We start from the raw sequence: 22,761 nt of genomic DNA on the forward strand, positions 1-22,761 counted from the left end.
ACGTATCAACTACGGTTATTAACTAAACTACATTTTTTATGCGCAAATTAGAAAGCAATTTGTTAGCGTTGATGGCAGGTGTTGCCATCGGTGCATTGGCAGGCGTACTGTTGGCTCCTGATAAAGGTGAAAAAACGCGCGAGCGTATTGCAGACGGCTCTGCTCGTTTACGCAGAGACATGGAAGATAAGGCTTCTGAACTGAAAAGAGATATTGCACGCAAATCTGCCGAATTGAAAAAGGAACTGGACGAACAACTGGAAGTAAGCAAAACCAAACTTACCAAATTTGCCGAAGGACTGGTTGTGAGCGCCAAAGAAACACTGGCGAACGGAAAGAAAGCAGAAATTACGGATAAAGCCTAATCCTTACCAAACCCTTACACGTAAGCCTCGGGAATATTCGTTACTCCCGAGGCTTATTCATTTGAAAAACAGCCGCTGATTGTTTTATATTGTGTATCAAATGAAAACAAACAGCGATGACACTACATAAAAACAAACCGATGCTCAGTTTCTTTCAGATATGGAACATGAGTTTCGGTTTCTTGGGCATTCAGTTCGGATGGGCACTTCAAATGGCTAATATGAGTGCCATTTACGAGTATTTGGGCGCAGAACCGGAAAATATTCCGATGTTGTGGCTTGCCGCACCGCTTACCGGGCTCATTGTACAACCCATTATTGGCTACCTTTCCGACCGCACATGGACTTCGTTGGGGCGGCGTAAACCTTATTTCCTGACAGGTGCTATCCTTTCCTCCATTGCGTTGGTGCTGATGCCCAATTCCTCTGCGCTGTGGATGGCCGCTGGTCTGCTGTGGATTCTGGACGCTTCTATCAACATCAGCATGGAGCCTTTTCGGGCATTTGTGGCCGATATGCTGCCGCGCGAGCAACAGACCAAAGGCTATGCCATGCAAAGTTTCTTCATTGGTTTAGGGGCGGTGGTTGCCTCTGCCCTGCCTTGGATGCTTGAAAACTGGTTCCATATTTCGGGTAGCCATGCCGCAGGCACTATCCCTTTCACTGTCCGATTGTCGTTTTATTTAGGAGCGGGGGCTTTCTTCTTTGCCGTTATCTACACCATTGTTACCACCAAAGAATACCCGCCTGACAACATGGCAGCATTTGAGGCGCAGAAAGCGGCAAGCAGCGGCTTCCTCAACGGTGCAAAAGAAATTTTTGAAAACATCTTCCATATGCCCAAGGTGATGCGCCAATTGGCATTGGTGCAATTTTTTACATGGCCGGGGCTTTTTCTGATGTGGTTCTATTTTTCGGTTGCCGTTGCCCGCAACATATTCGGCGCAACCGATACCCAATCGCCGCAATATGCCGAAGGTGTAGCTTGGGCAGGTATCTGTTTTGCTTTTTATTCATTGATTACCTTTCTGTTCTCCCCACTTTTGCCACTCATTGCCGACCGCATCGGGCGTAAACTCACCCACAGTATTTGTTTATTTATCGGTGCTGCGGGGCTTTGGTATGTAAGCCTTGCAAGTAACAAATATGAGCTCCTGATTTCTATGACAGGCGTGGGTATTGCATGGGCGAGCATCCTCTCTATGCCCTATGCCATGCTGGTACGCCACCTGCCTCAGGAAAAAATGGGCATTTATATGGGAATTTTTAACTTCTTTATTGTACTACCGGAAATCATTGCTTCGTTATTCTTTGGGAAGGTGATGGAAACATGGCTAAACAATGACCGACTGGCAGCCGTTATGTTAGGGGGAGTGCTTATTAGCATTGCTGCTCTCATCACGCTGTTCGTTAATGATACCAACCCGAAAACTGCTGATTCATAGGCACAATAATTGCGATAAAGAAGCTAAAGTTTTGATTGCTATGCACTTTTTACCTCTATTCCGCTTATTCAATGCATTGCCATACCTTGTGGTAACACTTGCCTTATGCTGCCTGACAAGCACGTCAGTTGCGCAAGATTTGAACGCCGGAAATGTGAGTCAAGGAGCCAGAACCACAGACTGGATTAATGACCCGCGGAAAATTCCCGATGTTTGGAAACAACTTGTTAAAAACCCTTTGGATTCTTCGCTGTGGGTAGAGTATTATGGTAAAAACTGGAAGCAGATGACCATTAAGGACATGGAAACCATCAGCCATTGGAAACAACAACTGATGCTGCGCCAGTTAGCCAATAATGAAAGCGTGATTGGCTTTGTTATCAAGCCCGAATTTCGCTCTGCCGACTTCTTTATTGATGAATACGCTTTTCTTGAAATGCTGGATGCCATTAAAAAAGCCAAGGAAGGTGCCAAGAAAGGCAAGTCAGGCGTAGTAAGGGCAGAGTTTGCAGGCATGGAAGCAGTTATTTTGCAGGAAAACGAAGAGTTAAAACGCCTGAAAAGCAATCCCAAAGCCAACTTTGCCATGATTGAGTCGCTGTATGAGCAAATTTTTAAAGAGTTCAACATACAGTACGTTTACTATCACGAAAAGTACCCCGACAGCAAGTACCCGCTGATTAAATGGGTAGAAGACCAAGAAGCGGCTTTGTTAGACCTCAAAATGAAACAAATTGCCGAGCTGCGCAGTAAATACAACAGTCGTAATTAATTTTACATCCTCAAAGATTCATTGTTCACCATATGAGAAATAACCTTTTTGCTCTTCTGCTGATTTGCTTGACAGCTTTTTCTACGCAACTGTTTGCCCAAGACAACCTTAGCTATTACGGCGATAAAATTACGGAGGAAGGGGCAATAGCAGCCTCAGAAATAAGCCAACTGATGAAAGACAAGCAGGAAGGCACTTTCAAAGTGAAAGGAACCATCGTTCAGACTTGTCTGAAAAAAGGTTGCTGGATGACCGTAGATATTGGCAATAACGAAAAAATGACCGTGCGTTTTAAAGACTACGGCTTTTTCGTTCCTAAAAGCGGAGCCGACGGTTTGGAAGTGGTTTTTGAAGGAGTAGCCCGCAAGGAAATGCGCAGCGTGGAAGAATTGCGCCACTATGCACAGGATGCAGGCAAAAGCAAAGAAGAAATTGCACAGATTATTGCCCCGAAAGAAGAAATCACTTTTGAGGCAAGCGGCGTGATTATCAAGGGCTATAAAAAGAAGTAAACATGAAAGCTCCGGTTTTTCTGCTGGCGCTGCTTATTTACGTATCGGCTGTGGGCTACGGATTTGTAAGCCCGCAGCCGATGCTGCAAAATGACGACAGCGAACTGGCACTCCTGATGCGTGCCATGTATAACGATTCGGAAACCATCCGAAAGGCAATCCTCGAAAAGCGACTTCCCGAAGATTTTCGCGAAAAGTTCAAAGCAATTCACACGGCAACACCTACCGATGCCGATGTGCGCGATGAGAACTTTGCCCCATTCAGCAACGGCTTTTTATTGGCTTTGGAACGCATTTATCAGAACGATGGCGACCAAGTACAAAATTTTAATACCGTTGTGCTTTCATGTATTGCCTGTCATCAAAAATATTGTCCGGGGCCAATTAACAAAATCAAGAAACTTTATATTGTAAACTAAACACTATCGGCAAGTTTATCGTTTACTGATTGTGATGATTAAACTTAGACTCATGCCGAAAGTACCTTTGCGGAATAATGTATTCCGCATTTTCTCTTTTTTGCTGTCAGTGGCTTTCCTGTCAGCATGTGAGGATGTTGTCAGCGTTAATTTGGCAGCCTCACGTCCGCAGTTGGTAATTGACGCTTTTATAGCCAATACAAACGCCCCGCAAATTATTCGTCTGACAAGTACGGCACCTTATTTTAACACTGCCACGCCGCCTGTGCAAGGTGCAGAAGTTGTTGTTGAAAATCTGACGCAAAACCGTCGTTTCGTTTTTACCGACACCCGACAAAATGGGGAATACCGCTGGCAACCGACTGGAAATGAACGGTTAGGCAATATTGGAGATAACTTCCGCCTGACGGTGAACTATCAGGGCAATATTTACACGGCAAACTCGCCCCTGAATAGGACTACAACCGTAGATTCCATTGCATACGAATTTCGTGAGCGCCCCAATATAGGCGATGCAAAAGAGGGGTATTATGCACAATTTTATGGCTCCGATTTGCCAGGGCAAGATGATTTTTATTGGATTCGCGCCTACAAAAACGGCAAATTGATTACCAAATCAACCCTGATTAATTATGCGTTCAATGCGGTCAGGGGAGGTTCGGGGGCAGGTGCAGATGGTTTTGTGTTTATTCCGCCCATTCGCAACCGCATTACCGACTCGCAAGACCCTTATCAGGTGGGCGATGAGGTGCGCGTAGAAATATGGTCTATCAATCGCCCTACCTATTTATTTTTGGAGCAAGCCGAAAATCAGATTAACAACAGCGGTTTGTTTGCTCGCCCGCTGGAAAATACCCGAACCAATATCATAAGCCCTGCTAATGCTTCTTTGCCTGCTTTGGGTTGGTTTTGTGTTTCGGAAATGAGCGTTTTTACACAAAAAATTGAACCGAAAAAGCGTTAATTTTGTAAAAAAACAATAAACATTAACCCTATACGAAGTTATTACCATGCTCTCTGTCAAAATAGCGCTTGATTGGACACCCAATGTCAATCATATAGGTTTCTTTGTTGCACAGGAACTGGGCTTCTACAAAGAGCATGAGGTACGTGTAACAATTATTCACCCCGGAACGGATAACTATTCGCTTACGCCTGCAAAAAAGTTGGAACTTGGCGAAGTGGATTTTGCCATAGCACCTTCCGAAACAGTAATTAGCCTTAATACAAAGGCGCAGCCTTTTGCAGCAAGTGCGGTAGCTGCACTGTTGCAAGAAGATTTAAGCGCTATTGTAACGCTTGCTTCTTCCGGTATTAGCCGCCCACAGATGCTGGACGGAAAGGTATATGCTTCTTACAAAGCCCGCTATGAAGACGATATTGTCCGCCAGATGATTGTCAATGATGGTGGAAAGGGAGCAATTCAAATCAGTTATCCTGAAAAACTCAGCATTTGGGACACTTTATTGGCAGGCAAGGCAGATGCCACATGGATTTTCACCAACTGGGAAGGCCTTGAAGCCGAACAGAACGGCATAGTGCTAAACACCTTTTGCTTGTCGGATTACGATATTCCTTACAGCTACTCACCTGTTGTACTGTCTGCAACAGATAAAATTGATACTCATTACAAACAATATCGTCATTTTTTGCAAGCTACCAAGCAGGGCTTTTTGTATGCCCAACAACACATGGAAGAAGCCGCCCGCATATTAGAACCACATATGAGCGAACGCGACCGAGCCCAAATAAATGTGATGAACAGCCTGCAAAAGACAGCACCCTTTTTTGGCAATACCGAAACGTGGGGTATTATGCAACCCGACCGTGTGTTGAAGTTTCTCCATTGGCTGCGAGATAAAAATTTGGAACCTAACGCCTACTACCTGCAAGACAGATTCTCTAACGAACTCCTGTAATTTTTCGCTACACCGGTAAAAAAGTTTTATCTTAGCCTCAAATGTGATGAGCTATGATAAACTCTTTGTCGTTTGTATTGCTGGAAACCACTAAGCAGTTTTACGAAGTAGGGATTCCCGGTACAATTATCTTTTCTGCCATAGGCATTGTTATGTCGGTAATTGCCTTTAAGATTATAGATTGGTTGCTGCCCGGCAAAATGACGCATCAGATAGCAGATGAGAAAAACGTGGCGGTAGGCATTGTGGCAGGTGCCATGATTTTGGGCATTTGTATCATCATTGCCGCAGCCATTGCAAGCTAACCGTTTGAGCAATTTAAAACGCATGACATAAACACGCGGCTTGCTACGGATAACACAGGTTTTCGCGGATTCTTCAATCCGCAATAGCAAATCCGAACTCCGAAATGCTGTTTTATTTTGCTTGTTTACTTTAATTGTACATGGAAGAAGACAAAGGCACAAAGCCTGATTTGCGTTTTGAACTGCCTGTTTTGCTGGGTTCTGTATTCCTGATTGCTACTTGTGCGATTTTTTACGAATTGCTGATTAGCACCGTTTCCTCCTATTTTCTGGGGGGTAGTGTGTTGCAATTTTCCCTCACCATTGGCCTGTTCATGTTTTTCATGGGTGCAGGCTCATACATATCTAAATTTTTTGACAAAAATCTGTTGGATTTATTTGTCGATGTGGAGATTATACTTGGGTTGCTTGGCGGTGTTTCAACGGCATTGCTCTATGCCGCCTACACAATGACCGAGTTGTATTATTTAGTTGCCTTTTTGCTGATTGCCGTTCTTGGAACGCTTGTTGGCTTAGAAATTCCGTTGGTTACTCGCATCATCAAAGAATACAGCACGCTGAAAGACACCATCGCACAGGTGCTTTCTTTTGATTACGTGGGCGCTTTGGTAGCATCCGTTATTTTTCCGTTGATTTTGTTGCCCTATTTGGGCATTATGCGGACGGCCTTTTTGGTAGGCATTCTCAACTTAGGGGTAGCCTTGTTTAACAGCCGAGTGTTTAAAACACAATTGCTCAAAGGTAAAATTCAGCAGCAAATCAGCCTTGCCTTGATAGTTGCGCTGGCGGTCGGCTTCTTTTATTCTTTTCAAATCACCACCTTCTTTGAGCAGTTTGTCTATCAGGATGAAATTATACTAACCAAGCAATCCCCTTACCAGCGCTTAGTTGTTACGCGATGGAAGCAGGATTACAGACTGTACATAGATGGTGCGCTGCAATTCTCTACAAGCGATGAATACCGCTACCACGAGCCGCTTGTGCATATCCCGATGCTGGCAACGGCTAACCGCGAACGGGTTTTGCTGCTTGGTGCAGGCGACGGGCTGGCTTTGAAACAAATTTTAACTTATGGCGATGTCAGGCATGTGGATTTGGTTGATTTAGACCCTGAAATGACCAAGTTGGCAGCCGAGAATCGGATTTTTCGCGAAATGAACGGCGGCTCGATGACTGACCCGCGTGTTAAAATACATAATCGGGATGCTTTTAAGTTTATTGAGCAATCAACCGATACTTACGGGGTTATTATTGTAGATTTACCTGACCCGAAAGATACGGGCTTGGGCAAGTTGTACAGCCGCGAGTTTTATTTGTTATTGCAGAAGCATTTAGACCATGCCGGTGTGATGGTAACGCAGGCAACATCCCCTTATTTTGCCAATGATGCGTTTTGGTGCATTCAGGAAACGCTCCAAAGTGTCTTCCCTCATGCAATTCCTTATCATTCGTATGTTCCCTCGTTTGGTTTATGGGGGTTTGTATTGGCCGGTGCCGCCCTGCCCGACCCTGTGCAACTGATAAATCGTCTGCAAAACAAGCTACCGCAACTCCAACCCCGACCGCGCTTTCTGCAAGCCGAAACACTGCCGGGGCTGTTCGTTTTTGATGCCGATATTCAGGCTGACACGGTAATAACCGTCAATAAATTAGACAATCAGGTGCTGATTCGTTATTATGAAAAAGCATTGAAAGAGTGGAATTAACCCAAAAAAGTACTCTTATGCCTACCATCCGCGAGCTATTGTTTTATCCTTTTGAAGCATCCTATATTCCACTGCCGGATATCGGCGATATTGCATACGTAGATATGGGCAGCAGCAGGCAAACACTCGTATTCCTGCACGGCCTTGGCAGTAATTTGAAGGCATGGCAATACAATTTGCCCGCATTTGTTAAAGATTACCGTTGTATTGCCATTGATTTACCCGGGTTCGGTAAATCGGCAAAAGGCAAGTTCCCCTGCACAATGACTTTCTTTGCCGACACCGTTTGCCGATTGTTGGAAATGCTTGATATTCAGCGCTATGTAATTGTCGGCCACTCTATGGGCGGGCAAATTGCCATGCACATTGCCCGACGACAGCCGCGGCAGTGCGAGGCAATGGCTTTGTTTGCTCCTGCCGGCTTTGAAACATTTACAAAAGAGGCTTCAGAACTGATAAAGAAATGGTTTAGCCCTCAGGAGGTTTTGGCAGCTTCTCCACAGACGGTGCGGGCGAATATGGAGCGCAATTTTTCCGCTGTCAGCCCGCAGGCGCAGGAACTGATAGACGACCGATTGCTGATTATGCAAGGCGCTGACTATGAAGATTTTACTTATTGTGTGAGTGCTTCGGCAAGTGGGATGCTGGACGAGCCTGTTTTTGAGTGGCTGCCGGATTTGATGCAGCCGACCTTGGTTTTTTACGGCGAAGATGACCAATATATTCCCAACCGCTATCTGAACCCTGTTACGACTGAGGAAATTGCCTACACAGGCGTGTCCCGATTACCTCATGCCACACTGCACATGTTGCCTGCCTGCGGACATTTCCCTTCATTGGAGGCCGCCGACCTTTGCAACGAATTGCTGCGCGAGTGGATGATGGAAATTACCAATTTTCCGGCTTTCTGATAAAATAATCTCCCGATTCGTTAGGTACGATTTCCAGCACTTGTGCAAGCGTGAGCCTTACCAACAGTGCAGAGGCTTCGTCGGCACTCATAGCGCCTATTTGGGCAAGTGTTGCCACGTTGATTTTCTCATGTTGCCCAAGATACTGCATCAGTAAGCGCTCGCGCTCGCCGTATGTAAAGCCTACTTGTTGCGGCGAGTCTGCCATTTTGAGTATCTGACGCATTTCGCGGCTTGCCTGCACGCTTCGGTCTGCTACCCGGACGTAGGCTCGCCCTCTGCGATTGCGGAAATTATAAATAACAAATACCGGTTTTTGCTTGTTGGGCTTGATATGAAAAACCAGAACCGTGCGATTAGGTGCTACGACCACTTGTTTGAGCTCATATTCAACAGGCGGGTTGCAATATTTGGCAATGGCATTTTTAAGCACATACGCATCTTCATCGGGATATTTCAGCCCGGGGATAGAGCCGTCATCATCTACGCCAATCAGCAAAAAGCCGCCTGCCGTGTTGGCAAAAGCAGCAACTTCACGCATAATCTTATCGGGATGTGCTGCCTTTCGCTTAAACTCCAGCGTGATACCTTCTCCCTGAGCAACTAATTTTTTTAATTCGCGCAGTTCCATTGGCTAACCCGAATATGCTGTCCGATTTGTGAGGCAGGTAGTCTAAGGGGATTAAAAATTTGCTGCATGTAAGCGTGGTACAGGACTTCGGTTGTTCCCTTTGTTGAAGGAAGGCCGAACATTTGTACAGCGGCAAAGCTGCAAGTGTAACTCCGCACTGCTATTTACTAAGCAACAGGCATCGGATGAAAAAATCGGCAGGATGGGCTATTCTGTACCCCAATCGCCGTTTTCATCCGATTGTTCCGGCTCGTCCAGAATCAATATTTCGCAAAGATTACGTCCATAACCGTCGTAGTCTAAGCCATAGCCTACCACAAACTTCGGCTCAATTTCAAAACCTGTGTACTTAATGGAAACGGGGCGTTGCAACGCTTTGGGCTTGGTAAGCAGCGCTACCACCTCTACCGAAGCAGGGTGGTAGCGTCTGATTTCGGCAAGCACTTCGGTCATTGTAATGCCTGTATCTACGATGTCTTCAATTACTACAACATGACGCTCGCGCAAATCTTCTTCAATGCCAATAATTTGGTCTACAACGCCTGTGCTGTGCATGTTGTGATAAGACGTAAACTTGATAAAAGATATTTCCGAAGGAATGTCTATTTCACGCATCAGGTCGGCGGCAAACATAAAAGCACCGTTCAGAACAGCAATAAACAGCGGATTTTTTCCCGCATAGTCTTCGCTCAACTGCCTTCCCAGTTCTTCTATGCGTTGTTTAAGCGCACTTTCAGAAATGTAGCGTTTAAATTTTTTATCTTTTACGAGCACAGCAATAGTGGTTTAAAGTTTGGGCGGTGTTTTCAGCACACGCCAAAAGAAATATCCTGTTGTACAAGTAACAAGTATTTGCACTGTTACCATAATAATTAAGGCTGTGGTGGACATAGGCAAACGGAATTTAGATAGATGATTTTTTTTGCATACGCTTGCGATAAGCTACTGCTACCAGCAGGGCAATGCCCAAATAGGTTGCCAACAGCAAAATTCGGGAGCCATTGACAAACAAGATAGTGTCCTGCAAAAATTCTACTTTGGTCAGGTCTTGGGCTGCCTGCGCCGCTGCTATTTGCTCATAAATCGCCTGATTGGTAATTTGATTCCACACATTGGGCAAACTGCTGAAAAATACGGCTCCCAGCAAAAGCGGAGTGATGTACTTGATGATGTACTTATAAACATACGGAATTTTGATATCAGCACCGCTGTTGATTTCCTCCCAGCCCTTGTCCATGCCAAATACCCATGCAAACAGGATGATTTCGGCAAATGCAAATACAACCAAAGAGAAAGTTCCTGCCCAAAAATCGTATTCATCAAAAACGCCGTATTCAAAGAAAAACACCGTAGGCGCACCCAAAAGCAGAATCATAAAGCCGAACATCCACGCCGCACGCTCGCGATTCCAGTTGAACTCATCCTGTAAGAATCCGACAAAAGGCGTCCCCATAGCCAGCGAGGAGGTGATACCGGCAAAAAACAACAGACCAAACCAGAATGTACCGCTCAAAGCAGCCAAAACAGCACCCCATTGCTCAAACAAATACGGCAGTGTGCGGAAACCCAAGCCCAGACCGCCGTTTTTGGTCATTTCAATCACATTATCAATGCCCAAATAACCTACGGCAATTGGGATAAGGATAGAACTGCCAAGTACTACTTCCACAAACTCATTCATCCAACCGGCACTCATGGCGTTGAGGGCTACATCATCCTTAGATTTCAGATAGGACGCATAGCACTGAATAGACCCCATGCCTACCGAAAGGGTGAAGAAAATTTGTCCTGCCGCTGCCAGCCATACTTTGGGGCTCCAAATACTTGAAAAATCAGGCGTCCAGAGGAAGCTCAAACCGGCAGTACCGCTGTTGATGGCACCATTTTCTCCTGCTTTAATGCTGATAGCCTGAATCACCAGAAATATACCGAACATGATAAGCAACGGCATTGCTACTTTGGCGACTTTTTCTACCCCGCCTTGCAACCCGCGCGAGAGGAAATAGGTATTTAATGCCAAGCAAAGCAACCAGAAAATAACTGCCTCATAAGGAATACCGGTAGTGCTTGATGTTACATCTACGTATTGGCCAAAAAAGGAAGCGACTTGTGAACTTTCCATACCGTGGAAAGTACCTGTCAGCGAGTGCCAGATGTATGCCAGCGTCCATGATTCGAGGTAGCAGTAATAAGCCGCTACTGCCAAGTTGGTAAAGATGCCAAATACGCCTATGTATTTCCAGAAAGGTCTTTTATCCATCGAGTCTACGATAAAAGGCGTACTGTGATGCCCGAATTTTCCGCCGAAACGCCCCATACTCCACTCTACCAGCAGCAACGGAATGCCCATCAGCAGGAAGCAGACCAAGTAAGGGATGATAAATGCACCACCACCATTTTGAATAGCTTGTACGGGAAAACGCAGAAAATTGCCTAATCCGACCGCATTACCGGCCATTGCCAATACGAGGCCTACGCGAGAACCCCATGATTCTTTATTAGTACTCATCAGAACGGGTGTACTTGAGTGTTTACTGTTGTTTTTTCATTTGACAGACAGGCACTTAGCTGCAACTGCCTTTGCTTAATGATTTGTTAAAATCGCTTATCGGGTTGTAATAATACGACGAAATCACTTACTTTTACAACACTCTAAACATTTTCGCACATGAAAAAGACGTTTTTATTGATTTTCGCGGGCATGATGATGACCCTGAGCAGTGTACAGGCAGCCGTTATTTCCATGGACAACAACCTGACCACTGTAGTTACACGCAGCGGCGACGACGATAACAAAAAAGAGAGCAAAGCAGATAAGAAAAAAGCTAAGGCTGACAAGAAAAAATCATCTTGCTGCCAGAGCGGAGGTGCCGGCAAATCTTGTTCTACCCAAAAGCAGTCTTAATGGTGTTGTTTCGGCACATCAGAAGTTTGTTTATCATAATTGGTTGTGCCGCAGTCTGCATGGCTTGCGGCACAACTTATGATGTGGAGGCATGGAGTAGCTTTCGTGCCCGCCATATCAACCTGCGCACAGGCGATACGATTGCTGCAAACAATGCCTCTGTACGTGCTGCCGACCATGGGATTCAAATGCTTTTTACCACAGCCCCCATGCTTTCCATCAGTTCAGGAAATCCCTCGGCAAGCAGAAAACCACTGTTGAACAATGTGATACAAGGAGTCTATATCTCGGCTGACCGACCGATTGGAGACAAAAAGCCGGGAGAGGATTTGAGCAAGTTGTTTTTGGCAAATATTGCCAACGACGGCTTTTTAATAACTCTCGATAGTTTTGTGCGTCGTCCTCCTGTGCCTGTTACTGACCAACTGACATTGAAGTTGAATACTTCCATCGGCAGGCGCGATACGATTACTTTCCGAATAGAGGTTACAATTTTGCCGCAAAGAAGATTTTTGTTTACACTTCCGCCGGTAATTATGCAGTAGGCCACATCATCCGTTTACTGTGTGTTAAAACCCATTAATAACCAAGCACTTGCACAAAATGCGGCCTGCTTTTGTCTTTCCAAAAGTTTTTTGTACAGCCCAAGTAGGCGGCTTGCAACATAAGTTGTCGTTTTTATTCCCAAATCCCACATCCGAATTTTACCAACGAACAAAACGTAATAGTCGCGTAATATTTAACCTAATTTTTCGTTGTTTTTAAAATCATAAGTTTCACCAACTATTTTTTGCCATGAAAACGAACAAACTGATAGTGCCCCTTGCACTTGTCATGTTGGCCTGTAGCCCGCAAAGCAACCCCGAGGCAGATGCGCTGCGGCAGGAACTTGCCGTCCTGAGAGCTGACTATTTAGAACAGAATGAGGCCTATCAGGAAATTGACTCATTACTGACAGAGGTAAGCAACTCGCTCGATTCAGTGGCTTTCGGTACTAACGAGCTGCAATCGGAGCGCCGCAAGCTCAAACGAAGTGAGCTGATGGAACGCATTGCCGCCATTGAGCATTATATGCAACAGGCCAATGATAAAATCACACTTGCGCAACAGCAGGCTAACCGCTACAAAATACGCGCGGAAGGTTTGGCAAAAGCATTGGAACGATTCAAAGCCGAACTGGAAATGCAAAAGGAGAAGGTGGCACAATTAGAAACCGAACTGACCAATACTCGCGCCGAGGTTGCCCGATTGCAAACGGTTAATTTGCAGAAAGACAGCGTATTAACGGCCAAAGAAGAAGCTATCCGCAATCGAGAGGAAGAGCTCAGCCGCACGCAAGAAGCCAAAAAAGCAGCAGAGTTGGCAACTGTAAAAACGCAGATAGAAAAACTGATTTTGCAGGGCGATGAAGACATGGAAGATGCCAACAAAATATGGCTTGCGGTAGGCAAAAATACCAAAAAGCAGCAACTGCTACGCAAAGCCGACGAAAGCTACCGTCAGGCGCTGCAACTGTACGAAACACACACGCCGCCCGGTATAGAACGCCAGCGAATAGAACAGAAAATCAATACAGTTTCCGCAAAAATCAAAACCGCAAAAAACGGCGGCAATAATTGAGCAATGGGCATACAGGCCACATATAAAAGTTGTTTCCAAAAAATCTAATCCCGACAGACTCTTTCCAACCTGTCGGAATTTTTAATGGAATACAGCATCGGTGTTTATTACATTGTATGCTCTGTGCAGCACTTATATAAAAAGCGCAAAGGGTTTGCGAAAGTTTTTCATATAAATTACTGAAAAACAGATATTTAAACCTGACAAATCTTGGAGGCCTGTCAGGTTTTTGTATAACGGCGAATGTGTCTTTGCTATTTCATCAACAGGCTGCCTTCGCGGTTTTCTATGGCAATGTTTCGTTTGGGGCTGCCTTCTGTCCAAATGATGCGCACGTGCCCCTTGGCTGCTTCAAACGGCTGCCGCTCCATGCGCAGCAGGCGCTCGGGAGCTTGCCACTTGTCGGGTCGCACCACAAGGTCGTAGCGGGTGTCGGTCGGCAGGTTATCTAAGCGGATATCGGTAGAGCGTGCCATTACGTCCAGCGTAGTAAGCGATGGGTGCAAGCGCGCTATTTGCAAACTGCCAAACTGTGTTTCAAGGTTGCTTTCGGTGCTCAGTTGTTGAATGTCTAATTTGGTAAAATGCGTTTTGCCGTTCAGTTTGCCCGCTTTTTTGACTGCCACATCATCGTTGCGGGAATCTAACCACAGGTTGGCCACCGAATCGAGTTCAATGGTAGCACCGTTGGAATGGAGGTTCAACTCGCTGCCGCGTTCCAGTTTCATGCTTCCTTGACGCAAGTATAAAGTGCCTTTCAGCAATTGGCGGATGTAAATTTCCCCGTAGCTGATATCTAATTGTACGGCATTGAGGCGCTCGGCTTTGAAGTCGCCATAGAACAGGTTGGCCGTTATTTTGTTGGTAAAGTTGCCCGTCAGTTCGGTATTGCCGTAGCGATTCTCTATCACGGGCATTGCTGCTTGCGGCAGTCGCACTTTTATAGCCACTTTCAAGTTATTCTGGTCTATATTGACGTTGCTACTGCCTGAGGTTTTGGGAGCAGCGCCTCCGGCAAACGATTGCACCAATCCGCTCATGATATTGCCAAAACCGCTGTCTTCTTTTTTGGTAACGGTTGGTTCTTGTGTGATATCGAGCCGCATATTCAATCGGTTGGGACTGTGTTCGTACTTCAACGCCACCCGCTCCAAAATTTTATTGGCTTCGGCAACGTTTGTGCCTGTGGCTGTGATTTCAGCTTCTACTTTCACCGAGTCTTTTGCCCAGCCGACTATCACAATCTGCGCATATTTCAGATTGAGTTGCGCAGTCAGGTCGGGTTGCGATTTGAAATCAAATGCCAACTTTTTGGAAACCCGCACTTCCTTGCTATCGGTTGTTTCGTTGGTTTCATTGTTGAACGGGTGAGCAGCGGCTGCATACACAGGCAGCAAGAGTGCCCAAAAAATCCATCTATAACTGAGTGTCCGCTTTTTCATTGCTTTGCTTTTGTTCTATTTCGTTCAGAATTCGCTCCAACAGTTGCAAACGGCTGCGGTAATTTTCTACCATCGCTTTTACAAGTTGCTGATTGTCAGCATTGTCGCGCAGGTCTTTGGCGAGTGTTTCGTAGTCTTTTTCCAGCAGGGCAAGGTCTTGCAGCAGTGCTGCTGTCAGTGCCTTGTCGCCGATTTGTTCCAAGCGTTGCACTTTGGCAACAATCATTGGTTGAAAGTAGGCCTCTGCTTGTTGCAATTCGGGATAATTTGCCCATGTGCTTGCCATGTTGTTGGCAGGTTGCCATTGCCTAATAGCAAAAATACCTGCCACCAGCAAGACTACCGCCGCCGCTGCTACGCGCAGAAGCGGTTTGAGCCATACACGGCGCATCGGTTGCGCATTGATTTGTTGCTGTTGGTCTAATTTAGCCGCTATGCGCTCCCACAAAAAATCGGGGGCTTGCAGCGTATCAGCTTCCCTGCTGTGCATTTGCACCAGCGTTTTTAACTTATCTTCCATAATGCAGCCCTTTCTTCGGTAATCATTTCACGCAGGCGCTTACGCGCTTTGCTGTATTGTGCTTTGGAGGTTGATTCGGTAATGTTCAGAATTTCCGCTATTTCTGCGTGGTCGTAGCCTTCAAACAAGTACAGGTTCAGCACTACGCGCGCGCCTTCGGGCAACTTATCCATACAGCGGCGCACTTGGCCGATTTCCCATTCAATTTCGCTTTCATCTGTCTCCGTATCGTCGGGGATATGGGCTAACTTACGCTCCTCTACGTTGATGGTCAGCAACTTGCGCTTTTGTAAAGCGTTGATGCAACGGTTAATCACAATCCGTTTGAGCCACGAGCCAAAAGCAGCATCAAAACGGAACGTGTGCAATTTGGTGAAAGCATCCACAAATGCCTCCTGCAATACGTCCTGAGCATCTTCTTCGCGCTTCAACATGCGGTAGCAAACGTTATACATAGCGTCGGAATAGAGCTTATAAATCTGAAACTGCGCCTTTCGGTCTTGTTCCAAACATCGCTCAATCAGGTATCGGTGTATATCGGCAGTAACGGTTTCCAATGCGCATTATCGGGATTTTACTTGTATAGACAGCCACCCAAGGAAAAGGTTGCCCAATGGCTTTGGAATTTTTTGTAAGAGAACGAAAAAAAGCCCTCCAATAGCATCGGAGCAGGAGTAAGGCGGTTGTTTTGGGCGATTAAGTAAGTAGGCAGTTTAAAGCGAACTTATCCGAATCCACTGACAGGGCTTTCAGCCGCTGGCAGGGATTCTGCAAAAGCCTGTTAGCCGTCGCAGACGCTAACAGCGCTTTCAGCAACAAAAATGCTTCATTTTGTTCAACTTACTTATCCGCTGAAAGGGATGCAACAGGTCGGCTTGTTATGCCGCAAACAAGAAGGCAGGCAAGATGTTTGGCGGCCTATATTTCCACCGACTTAATTTTTGCATAGGGCAAGCGATTGCCAAGTGCTTTCCATCCGCGCACTTCGGCCAGCATGTCCAAGTCGTAAACGGCTGTTTCCTCCTTCTTATCCGCTTTAACGTAGTGGATTTTTACCTGTACCTGTTCATCGGCCGAGGCTGCCAGCAGTTTAGACTTCGGATGGTCGGAAAGGAATGAAAATTTCTTACCCAATGAAGTCGTTTCAATCTGAAAGCGTTTGGCGTAGTAATTCTGGTTTTCGCCGTCAAAGTAAATAGCCGATACAATGGTGTTTTTTGTAAGCTTGTAAAGTTTAATTACATCGTTAGGCTCATAGCGATTGGCAAGGTCGTAGTTGGTCATTTCGTATGTACCGTCTTTGTACAATGCCAGAATGGTATCTTCACCGGTGAATGTGCCAAGCAGATAACCTCTTTTGTCGGTATTGAGGCGGCCGATTACGGGGTCGTAGTAGATATCCAAGCCGCCCAACGTAGAAACGCCTGCCATTTTCAGCTTTACACTCTTCACAGGGTAGCGCGTCAGAATATTGCCTTGTGCGCTGCGCCCTTTGATGGCAAGGTCGGTAAAGTCATAGTCAAAAACCTTGACTTTGGCTTTGCAACCGGGCGTGAGCGTAACGGTAATCAGTTCTGCCTCGCCGTTCGGGTTAGAGGTGAAATACAGCACTTTAGACCCTTTGGTGCCTTTGGTCAGGTCATATTCCTTGTCGCGAGTAATGCCGCCGATTTGGAAGCGCTTGGCGTAGGTGATACCGCTTTCGCCGTCCAAATAGAGCATATTGAAAGTGCGGCGTTCGTCGTCTTTGTTGAACACCTCGGCATGGAGGATGTCTTTTCCTACAAAAACTTTTTCGGCAATTTTTACCACCTTAAATACACCACTGCGCAAGAAAACGACAATATCGTCAATGTCCGAACAGTCGGAGATGAACTCCACGTCTTCATCTTTTTTCAAACCAAAACCAATAAAACCCTCTTTGCGGTTGATGTACAGTTTTTGGTTATTGGCAGCTACTTTGGTAGCGGTAATGGTGTCAAAGGTGCGGATTTCGGTTTTCCGCTCTCTGCCTTTGCCGTATTTGGCCAACAGATTTTTGAAATAATCAATCGCAAACTCTACCAGATGCGCCAAGTGATGTTCGGTTTCGGCAAGTTCCTCGGCAAGTTTGCGCATTAGTTCGTCTGCTTTGAAGGCATCGTATTTGGAAATGCGCTTAATCTTGATTTCGGTCAGTGCGATAATGTCCTCGCGGGTGATTTCGCGGTAAAACTGCGGCTTGTAGGGGCTGATGCCTTTGTCTATGGTCAGAATGACATCTTCCCAAGTAGTACACTCTTCAATATCGCGATAGATGCGGTTTTCAATGAAAATCTTTTCCAGCGACGAATACAACTGCTTTTCCAGCAGCTCGGCGCGTTTGATTTCTAATTCGCGTCGGAGCAGGTCTAAGGTTTGCTCGGTGTTGATTTTCAGAATGTCATCTACTCCAAGAAATTGCGGCTTGTCGCCCACAATTACGCAGGCATTGGGCGAAATGCTCACCTCGCAGTCGGTAAAAGCATAGAGTGCCCCGATGGTAATATCGGGCGAAGTTTTGGGTTCAAGATGGATGAGTATTTCAACATCTTTGGCGGTGTTGTCCACCACCTTTTTAATCTTGATTTTACCCGCATCGTTGGCCTTAATGATGGACTCAATCAGTCCCGTAGTAGTTGTGCCGTAGGGTATATCTCTGATAGCCAGTGTTTTGCTATCCACCTCCTCAATGCGGGCACGGACGCGGACTTTACCGCCTTTGCGCCCTTGTTGGTAGTTGGTAACGTCCACCATGCCCCCCGTCGGGAAGTCGGGGTAAAGTTCTACCTCCCGACCTTTGAGCAGGTCTATGGAGGCGCGGATAAGTTCACAGAAATTGTGCGGCAGAATTTTGGTGGAAAGCCCGACTGCAATACCCTCCACACCTTGCGCCAGCAGCAGCGGGAATTTAACGGGCAGTGTAACGGGTTCTTTCTTGCGCCCGTCGTAAGATGCCTGCCATTCGGTAGTTTGCGGATTGAAGACTACATCTAATGCAAATTTGCTCAATCGGGCTTCAATATAACGCGGAGCAGCTGCCCCATCCCCCGTGCGGATGTCGCCCCAGTTGCCTTGTGTGTCTATCAGCAGGTCTTTCTGCCCCAAATTCACAATGGCATCGCTGATGGAAGCATCGCCGTGCGGGTGATATTGCATGGTTTGCCCGATGATGTTCGCTACTTTGTTGTAGCGTCCGTCATCCATTTCTTTCATGGAATGAAGAATGCGTCGTTGAACGGGCTTAAAACCGTCTTCAATGGCCGGCACGGCACGTTCCAAAATTACATAGGACGCATAATCCAGAAACCAGTTTTCATACATCCCCGAAACCGGGAGTACCTCCTGCATCTGTCCGCTGTTCTGTTCCATGAAAAATCAATTTTTATGCAAAGGTATATTTTTTTATTGAACCGCCAATCGGGCGTAAGGCGGCCAAACAAGTATGAATGTTAGCAGGCAAGCATCAACATCACCACAAACACGCAAATACACAAGTTTTTCGTGTGCGCGTGGTAAATAATTTGCTCAATTGCTGACTCCTATGTTTCTACTACGGTTGTGCGGATGCAAACAATGCCCTCCTCGCTGTTGCCGATTATCCAAATCTCCTTTTCGCCGCCTTCGGTGCTTTTGCAGACCCGCAGGTTTTGCAGGCGCTGTTCTATGACCGTTTTAAAAGCGGCAAAACGCGCGACAACGGCTTTGTCCTCTTCGGTGTGCCACTCCTGTACGGCGGCCGAATAGCCCAAAATATCATCTAAACTAACTTCTTCCATACCTTCGGGGCATTCGGGAAAAGCGGTCAGTGCCATAATTTCAAAAGAAGCTTCCGATTCGCTGAGCAGCAGCAGCCCCTCGCTCAATTGGCGCAATTCGCCGATGACAGCGCCGTCTGTATGTTGAGTATCAACCGGTAACATAATTAGTAAGTGAATTTAAATTTGCTTAAATTAGGTTTGTTTTGGCGCTTTCGTTTGAGTTCGTGCGCATAAATTACGCGACCCAGATTTGCCATAAACGGGAAGCCGATGCTTTCGTATTCGTATTTGTCATCATTGAAAATGCCGTCTTCGTTTACATATACTACGGCACTGAGCATAAATTCAATGCCGTTTTCAAAATCTACAATATAGGCGTTGTCTAACAGGTAGCCGTATGCGTCGCCCACTTTATTAAAAATGCGGATATTTTTCGGGATGGGTTGTTTGGTATCGCCGTACATGAAAAACTTACAATAACCGTCGTAGTTGCAGCAGGTGTCGGTGTAGGCAGGGTAGCCGCCGCTTTCTTTGGGGTACATGCTCATGTGGCGATACAGAAAGCGGTAGTCGTCTTTGGTAAGATTAAAACGCTGCCCGGGCGGTACGGTTTCGGGGAAAATAAGCGTTTGAAGTACTTTGTGCATCGTAGAGAGCGGGTAGTAATTCTTATCCGAAAAGTCCATCGGCTTTTCAATCAGTTCACCATTGGGGTTGTTGCGAAAACTCATGTAGCCCTTGCCTTTGAGCGTGGTTGTCAGCGTATTGGGATAACTTTTCTCGCTTTTTACTAATGGCTGTTGGTAAATGATTTTGTCGCCTCGGTAAAAACTGATGGGGTTTGTATAGCGCGCAGTTTCTTCCGTATCGCCCACCGAAAGGCGGTGAATCAGCCGCAGGTTGAAGCCCTTGGCATGCAGCGATTCGTTCAACTCTTCTTGTCCGATAAATTCGTAGAGGCGGTTGTAGGCATCATTATCGCTTACCAGTAATATTTTTTTGATATAATGACCAATGGAAGGCAAACCGTTAGGTGAGGTCTCGTCGGCAGCCACGGCAGTTTGGCGGTTATAGGCACTGTCTATACGCAACGGCGTTTCACGGTCTAATCCTTTGATATTCAAACGATTAATTTTTTCCAGCGCAACAATGGCGGTTGGCAGCTTCACAGTGCTTGCCGGATAGAAATACTGCTTGTCGTCTAACCGATAGGTATAATCGGTTAAAATGGGGCGGTTTTTCTTGTCGCGGTCTATTTGGGTATAAATAATTTGCACTTCGTATTTGGCAGGGTCGCTCAGCACGGTTCCAAACAGGTCGCGGCGGCTCTCCAACAACTCTGCAATCAACTTATCTTGCTGCGCACGTGCCTGTAAGGCCGTTATTGCAACTATTGCAGGGAAAACAAGTTTCTTTTTCATGCTTTTCATATGCCGTTTTGTTAGCTTTACAAACATAAATTTTTTTGAGCTACAAACTATCAGAAACTTATGGGACAGTATCGGACGACCGCAGAATTAGGCCAATTGCGAAAATTTGAAAAAATACCGGTAGAAATTTACCCCGATGCGGTAGAAGCATCTAAAGCTGTTGCACAGGAAATTGCGGCACTTATCAAAATCAAACAAAAGAAAGGAGAAATGGCCGTTTTGGGGCTTGCCACAGGCTCAACACCCACCAAAGTATATGGAGAGTTAGTGCGGATGCATCGTGAAGAAGGGTTGAGTTTCTCCAATGTCATTACCTTCAATCTGGACGAGTACTACCCCATGCAGCCCGACTCATTGCAGAGTTACGTCCGCTTCATGAACGAATATTTATTTGACCACGTGGACATTCCGCGTGAAAACATCAACATCCCCGACGGCACTATCCCCATGGAGCAGGCCGATGCCTTTTGCCACGAATACGAACGGAAAATTACGGCTGCCGGAGGAATTGATATTCAGTTGTTGGGAATTGGCCGCACAGGACACATCGGCTTCAACGAGCCCGGTTCTTCCAAAGAATCAACCACGCGGATGGTTACTTTAGACCGCCTAACCCGCATTGATGCGGCAAGCGACTTTTTCAGCGAGGAAAATGTGCCGCGCCGTGCCCTTACGATGGGTGTCGGTACCATTTTAAGAGCGCGCAAAATTATCCTGATGGCATGGGGCGAGGGCAAAGCCAAAATGATTCGCAGTACGGTAGAAGGCAACATGACCGAGATGATTCCCGCTACCTTTCTGCAATCGCACAGCAACAGTGTGGTGGTGTTGGATGAGGCTGCTGCCGCACAACTGACCCGCATCAAGACCCCTTGGCTGATTGGCCCCTGCCGTTGGAACGACCCGCAACTCATCCGCCGTGCCGTAGTGTGGTTGTGCCAGCAAGTAAACAAGCCCATTCTGAAACTCACCGACAATGATTACACCGAACACGGCATGAGCGAGTTGGTAACCGAATACGGCCCCGCCTACAATATCAATATTCAGGTTTTCAATCAGTTGCAGCATACCATCACCGGATGGCCGGGAGGCAAACCCAATGCAGACGACAGCCATCGCCCCGAACGTGCCAAACCTTTCCCTAAGCGGGTGGTTATTTTCAGCCCCCACCCCGACGATGACGTAATTTCCATGGGTGGCACACTGCTCCGATTAGTTGACCAAGGACACGATGTGCATGTAGCCTATCAAACTTCGGGTAATATTGCCGTGTTTGATGACGATGCCATTCGCTTTGCCGACTTTGTAAACGACATCAGCAAATCCATCAACCTGCAAGGCGATGCGGTAAAAAATTGGTTCAATACGATTGTGGATTTCATCCGCAACAAACAACCGGGCCAAGTAGATATTCCTGAGGTTCAGATGATTAAGGGTATGATTCGCCGCGGAGAGGCCAAAGCGGCCTGCCGTTATTGTGGCGTACCCGACAGCAACATGCACTTCCTCGACCTGCCGTTCTACGAAACCGGTCGCGTCAAGAAAAACCCCATAGGCGAAGCCGATATTCAGATTACGGTGGACTTGCTGCAATCCGTTAAACCGCACCAAATTTATGCAGCAGGCGACCTTTCCGACCCGCACGGCACACACCGCGTGTGTTTGCAAGCTGTTTTTGAAGCCTGCAACCGTCTGAAAAACGAAAAATGGATGAAAGACTGCTACATATGGCTCTATCGCGGTGCATGGCAAGAGTGGGACATTGACCAGATAGAAATGGCAGTGCCCATCAGCCCGCAGGAGTTGCTGCGCAAGCGCCGTGCTATTTTTAAGCACCAGTCGCAAAAAGACCGCCCACTGTTCCCGGGTTCCGATGCCCGCGAGTTTTGGCAGCGCGCCGAAGACCGCAACCGTGCCACTGCCGAAATGTACGACAAACTTGGCTTGGCTGAATATGAGGCCATTGAAGCTTTTGTGCGCTATAAATTATAGGCCGATTTCTTCAAAAACTTTTCCGGGCGGCTTTGGCAGTTCGGAATAATTGGGCTAATTTTGCCCCACTTTTTCCATTCATAAAAAC

The 22,761-nt window shown here is 46.5% G+C and carries 23 protein-coding genes; 14 read left to right on the top strand and 9 right to left on the bottom strand.

Translation table 11 applies throughout. The features are described from left to right. Positions 1-38 precede the first annotated feature (38 nt). The 10 genes from NDK19_RS06555 (at position 39) to NDK19_RS06600 (ending at position 8,354) form a co-directional block, all read left to right on the top strand. Positions 39-365, top strand: coding sequence for a YtxH domain-containing protein (locus tag NDK19_RS06555; RefSeq protein ID WP_250631061.1), 327 nt, complete (start codon positions 39-41; stop codon positions 363-365). Between the two features lie 116 nt (positions 366-481). Further along, on the top strand, positions 482-1,810 hold the full coding sequence (locus NDK19_RS06560; RefSeq protein WP_250631062.1) for an MFS transporter: 1,329 nt from the start codon (positions 482-484) through the stop codon (positions 1,808-1,810). 154 nt (positions 1,811-1,964) lie between these two features. After that, a complete protein-coding gene (locus NDK19_RS06565) occupies positions 1,965-2,582 on the top strand; it encodes a hypothetical protein (protein ID WP_250631063.1) in 618 nt (205 codons plus the stop codon). Between the two features lie 32 nt (positions 2,583-2,614). Further along, the gene (locus NDK19_RS06570) at positions 2,615-3,094 is read left to right on the top strand and encodes a DUF4920 domain-containing protein (protein ID WP_250631064.1); all 480 of its coding nucleotides are present in this window, start codon (positions 2,615-2,617) and stop codon (positions 3,092-3,094) included. A gap of 2 nt (positions 3,095-3,096) precedes the next feature. Further along, on the top strand, positions 3,097-3,513 hold the full coding sequence (locus NDK19_RS06575) for a hypothetical protein (RefSeq protein ID WP_250631065.1): 417 nt from the start codon (positions 3,097-3,099) through the stop codon (positions 3,511-3,513). A gap of 52 nt (positions 3,514-3,565) precedes the next feature. Continuing rightward, on the top strand, positions 3,566-4,477 hold the full coding sequence (locus NDK19_RS06580; RefSeq protein ID WP_250631066.1) for a DUF4249 family protein: 912 nt from the start codon (positions 3,566-3,568) through the stop codon (positions 4,475-4,477). Positions 4,478-4,523: 46 nt separating this feature from the next. After that, positions 4,524-5,432 carry an ABC transporter substrate-binding protein gene (locus tag NDK19_RS06585; RefSeq protein WP_250631067.1) on the top strand — a complete coding sequence of 303 codons (909 nt, stop codon included), beginning with the start codon at positions 4,524-4,526 and terminating at the stop codon, positions 5,430-5,432. 53 nt (positions 5,433-5,485) lie between these two features. Further along, positions 5,486-5,737 carry a DUF350 domain-containing protein gene (locus NDK19_RS06590; RefSeq protein ID WP_250631068.1) on the top strand — a complete coding sequence of 84 codons (252 nt, stop codon included), beginning with the start codon at positions 5,486-5,488 and terminating at the stop codon, positions 5,735-5,737. A 140-nt stretch (positions 5,738-5,877) separates the two neighbouring features. Further along, a complete protein-coding gene (locus NDK19_RS06595; RefSeq protein ID WP_250631069.1) occupies positions 5,878-7,443 on the top strand; it encodes a polyamine aminopropyltransferase in 1,566 nt (521 codons plus the stop codon). Between the two features lie 17 nt (positions 7,444-7,460). Next, positions 7,461-8,354, top strand: a complete 894-nt coding sequence (locus NDK19_RS06600; protein ID WP_250631070.1) for an alpha/beta fold hydrolase — start codon at positions 7,461-7,463, stop codon at positions 8,352-8,354. Here NDK19_RS06600 and NDK19_RS06605 read toward each other — a convergent pair. The 3 genes from NDK19_RS06605 to NDK19_RS06615 form a co-directional block, all read right to left on the bottom strand. Continuing rightward, positions 8,332-8,985 (bottom strand): AlbA family DNA-binding domain-containing protein, encoded by a 654-nt coding sequence (locus NDK19_RS06605; RefSeq protein ID WP_250631071.1) that lies wholly within the window; start codon positions 8,983-8,985, stop codon positions 8,332-8,334. The two genes, NDK19_RS06600 and NDK19_RS06605, sit on opposite strands and share 23 nt — an antisense overlap. 207 nt (positions 8,986-9,192) lie before the next feature. After that, a complete protein-coding gene (gene hpt / locus NDK19_RS06610; protein ID WP_250631072.1) occupies positions 9,193-9,759 on the bottom strand; it encodes a hypoxanthine phosphoribosyltransferase in 567 nt (188 codons plus the stop codon). 130 nt (positions 9,760-9,889) lie between these two features. Continuing rightward, positions 9,890-11,494, bottom strand: a complete 1,605-nt coding sequence (locus NDK19_RS06615) for a sodium-dependent transporter (RefSeq protein WP_250631073.1) — start codon at positions 11,492-11,494, stop codon at positions 9,890-9,892. A gap of 159 nt (positions 11,495-11,653) precedes the next feature. Here NDK19_RS06615 and NDK19_RS06620 point away from each other — a divergent pair, with 159 nt between their 5' ends. The 3 genes from NDK19_RS06620 (at position 11,654) to NDK19_RS06630 (ending at position 13,510) form a co-directional block, all read left to right on the top strand. Next, on the top strand, positions 11,654-11,890 hold the full coding sequence (locus NDK19_RS06620; protein WP_250631074.1) for a hypothetical protein: 237 nt from the start codon (positions 11,654-11,656) through the stop codon (positions 11,888-11,890). Between the two features lie 59 nt (positions 11,891-11,949). After that, entirely contained in the window at positions 11,950-12,435 is a 486-nt protein-coding gene (locus NDK19_RS06625; protein WP_250631075.1) for a hypothetical protein, read from the top strand. 250 nt (positions 12,436-12,685) lie between these two features. Continuing rightward, the gene (locus NDK19_RS06630) at positions 12,686-13,510 is read left to right on the top strand and encodes a coiled-coil domain-containing protein (RefSeq protein ID WP_250631076.1); all 825 of its coding nucleotides are present in this window, start codon (positions 12,686-12,688) and stop codon (positions 13,508-13,510) included. A gap of 254 nt (positions 13,511-13,764) precedes the next feature. Here NDK19_RS06630 and NDK19_RS06635 read toward each other — a convergent pair whose 3' ends face one another. The 6 genes from NDK19_RS06635 to NDK19_RS06660 all read right to left on the bottom strand — a co-directional run bounded on the left by NDK19_RS06635 (position 13,765) and on the right by NDK19_RS06660 (position 20,672). Then, positions 13,765-14,952 (bottom strand): hypothetical protein, encoded by a 1,188-nt coding sequence (locus NDK19_RS06635; protein ID WP_250631077.1) that lies wholly within the window; start codon positions 14,950-14,952, stop codon positions 13,765-13,767. Next, positions 14,927-15,472, bottom strand: coding sequence for a hypothetical protein (locus NDK19_RS06640; protein WP_250631078.1), 546 nt, complete (start codon positions 15,470-15,472; stop codon positions 14,927-14,929). Before NDK19_RS06640 ends, NDK19_RS06635 begins: the two co-directional genes overlap by 26 nt. Beyond that, complete coding sequence (locus tag NDK19_RS06645; RefSeq protein WP_250631079.1) at positions 15,457-16,029, bottom strand: RNA polymerase sigma factor; 573 nt, start codon at positions 16,027-16,029, stop codon at positions 15,457-15,459. The genes NDK19_RS06640 and NDK19_RS06645 overlap by 16 nt, the downstream gene beginning before the upstream one ends. A gap of 361 nt (positions 16,030-16,390) precedes the next feature. After that, the gene (locus NDK19_RS06650; protein ID WP_250631080.1) at positions 16,391-18,862 is read right to left on the bottom strand and encodes a DNA gyrase/topoisomerase IV subunit A; all 2,472 of its coding nucleotides are present in this window, start codon (positions 18,860-18,862) and stop codon (positions 16,391-16,393) included. 170 nt (positions 18,863-19,032) lie between these two features. Beyond that, positions 19,033-19,413, bottom strand: a complete 381-nt coding sequence (locus NDK19_RS06655) for a nuclease A inhibitor family protein (protein ID WP_250631081.1) — start codon at positions 19,411-19,413, stop codon at positions 19,033-19,035. A gap of 2 nt (positions 19,414-19,415) precedes the next feature. Further along, positions 19,416-20,672 (bottom strand): serine hydrolase, encoded by a 1,257-nt coding sequence (locus NDK19_RS06660; protein ID WP_250631082.1) that lies wholly within the window; start codon positions 20,670-20,672, stop codon positions 19,416-19,418. Between the two features lie 69 nt (positions 20,673-20,741). Between NDK19_RS06660 and nagB the strand changes: the two genes are divergently transcribed. After that, positions 20,742-22,673 carry a glucosamine-6-phosphate deaminase gene (gene nagB, locus NDK19_RS06665; protein ID WP_250631083.1) on the top strand — a complete coding sequence of 644 codons (1,932 nt, stop codon included), beginning with the start codon at positions 20,742-20,744 and terminating at the stop codon, positions 22,671-22,673. Positions 22,674-22,761 lie beyond the last annotated feature (88 nt).

The sequence above is a fragment of the Rhodoflexus caldus genome, assembly GCF_021206925.1.
Lineage (GTDB): Bacteria > Bacteroidota > Bacteroidia > Cytophagales > Thermoflexibacteraceae > Rhodoflexus > Rhodoflexus caldus.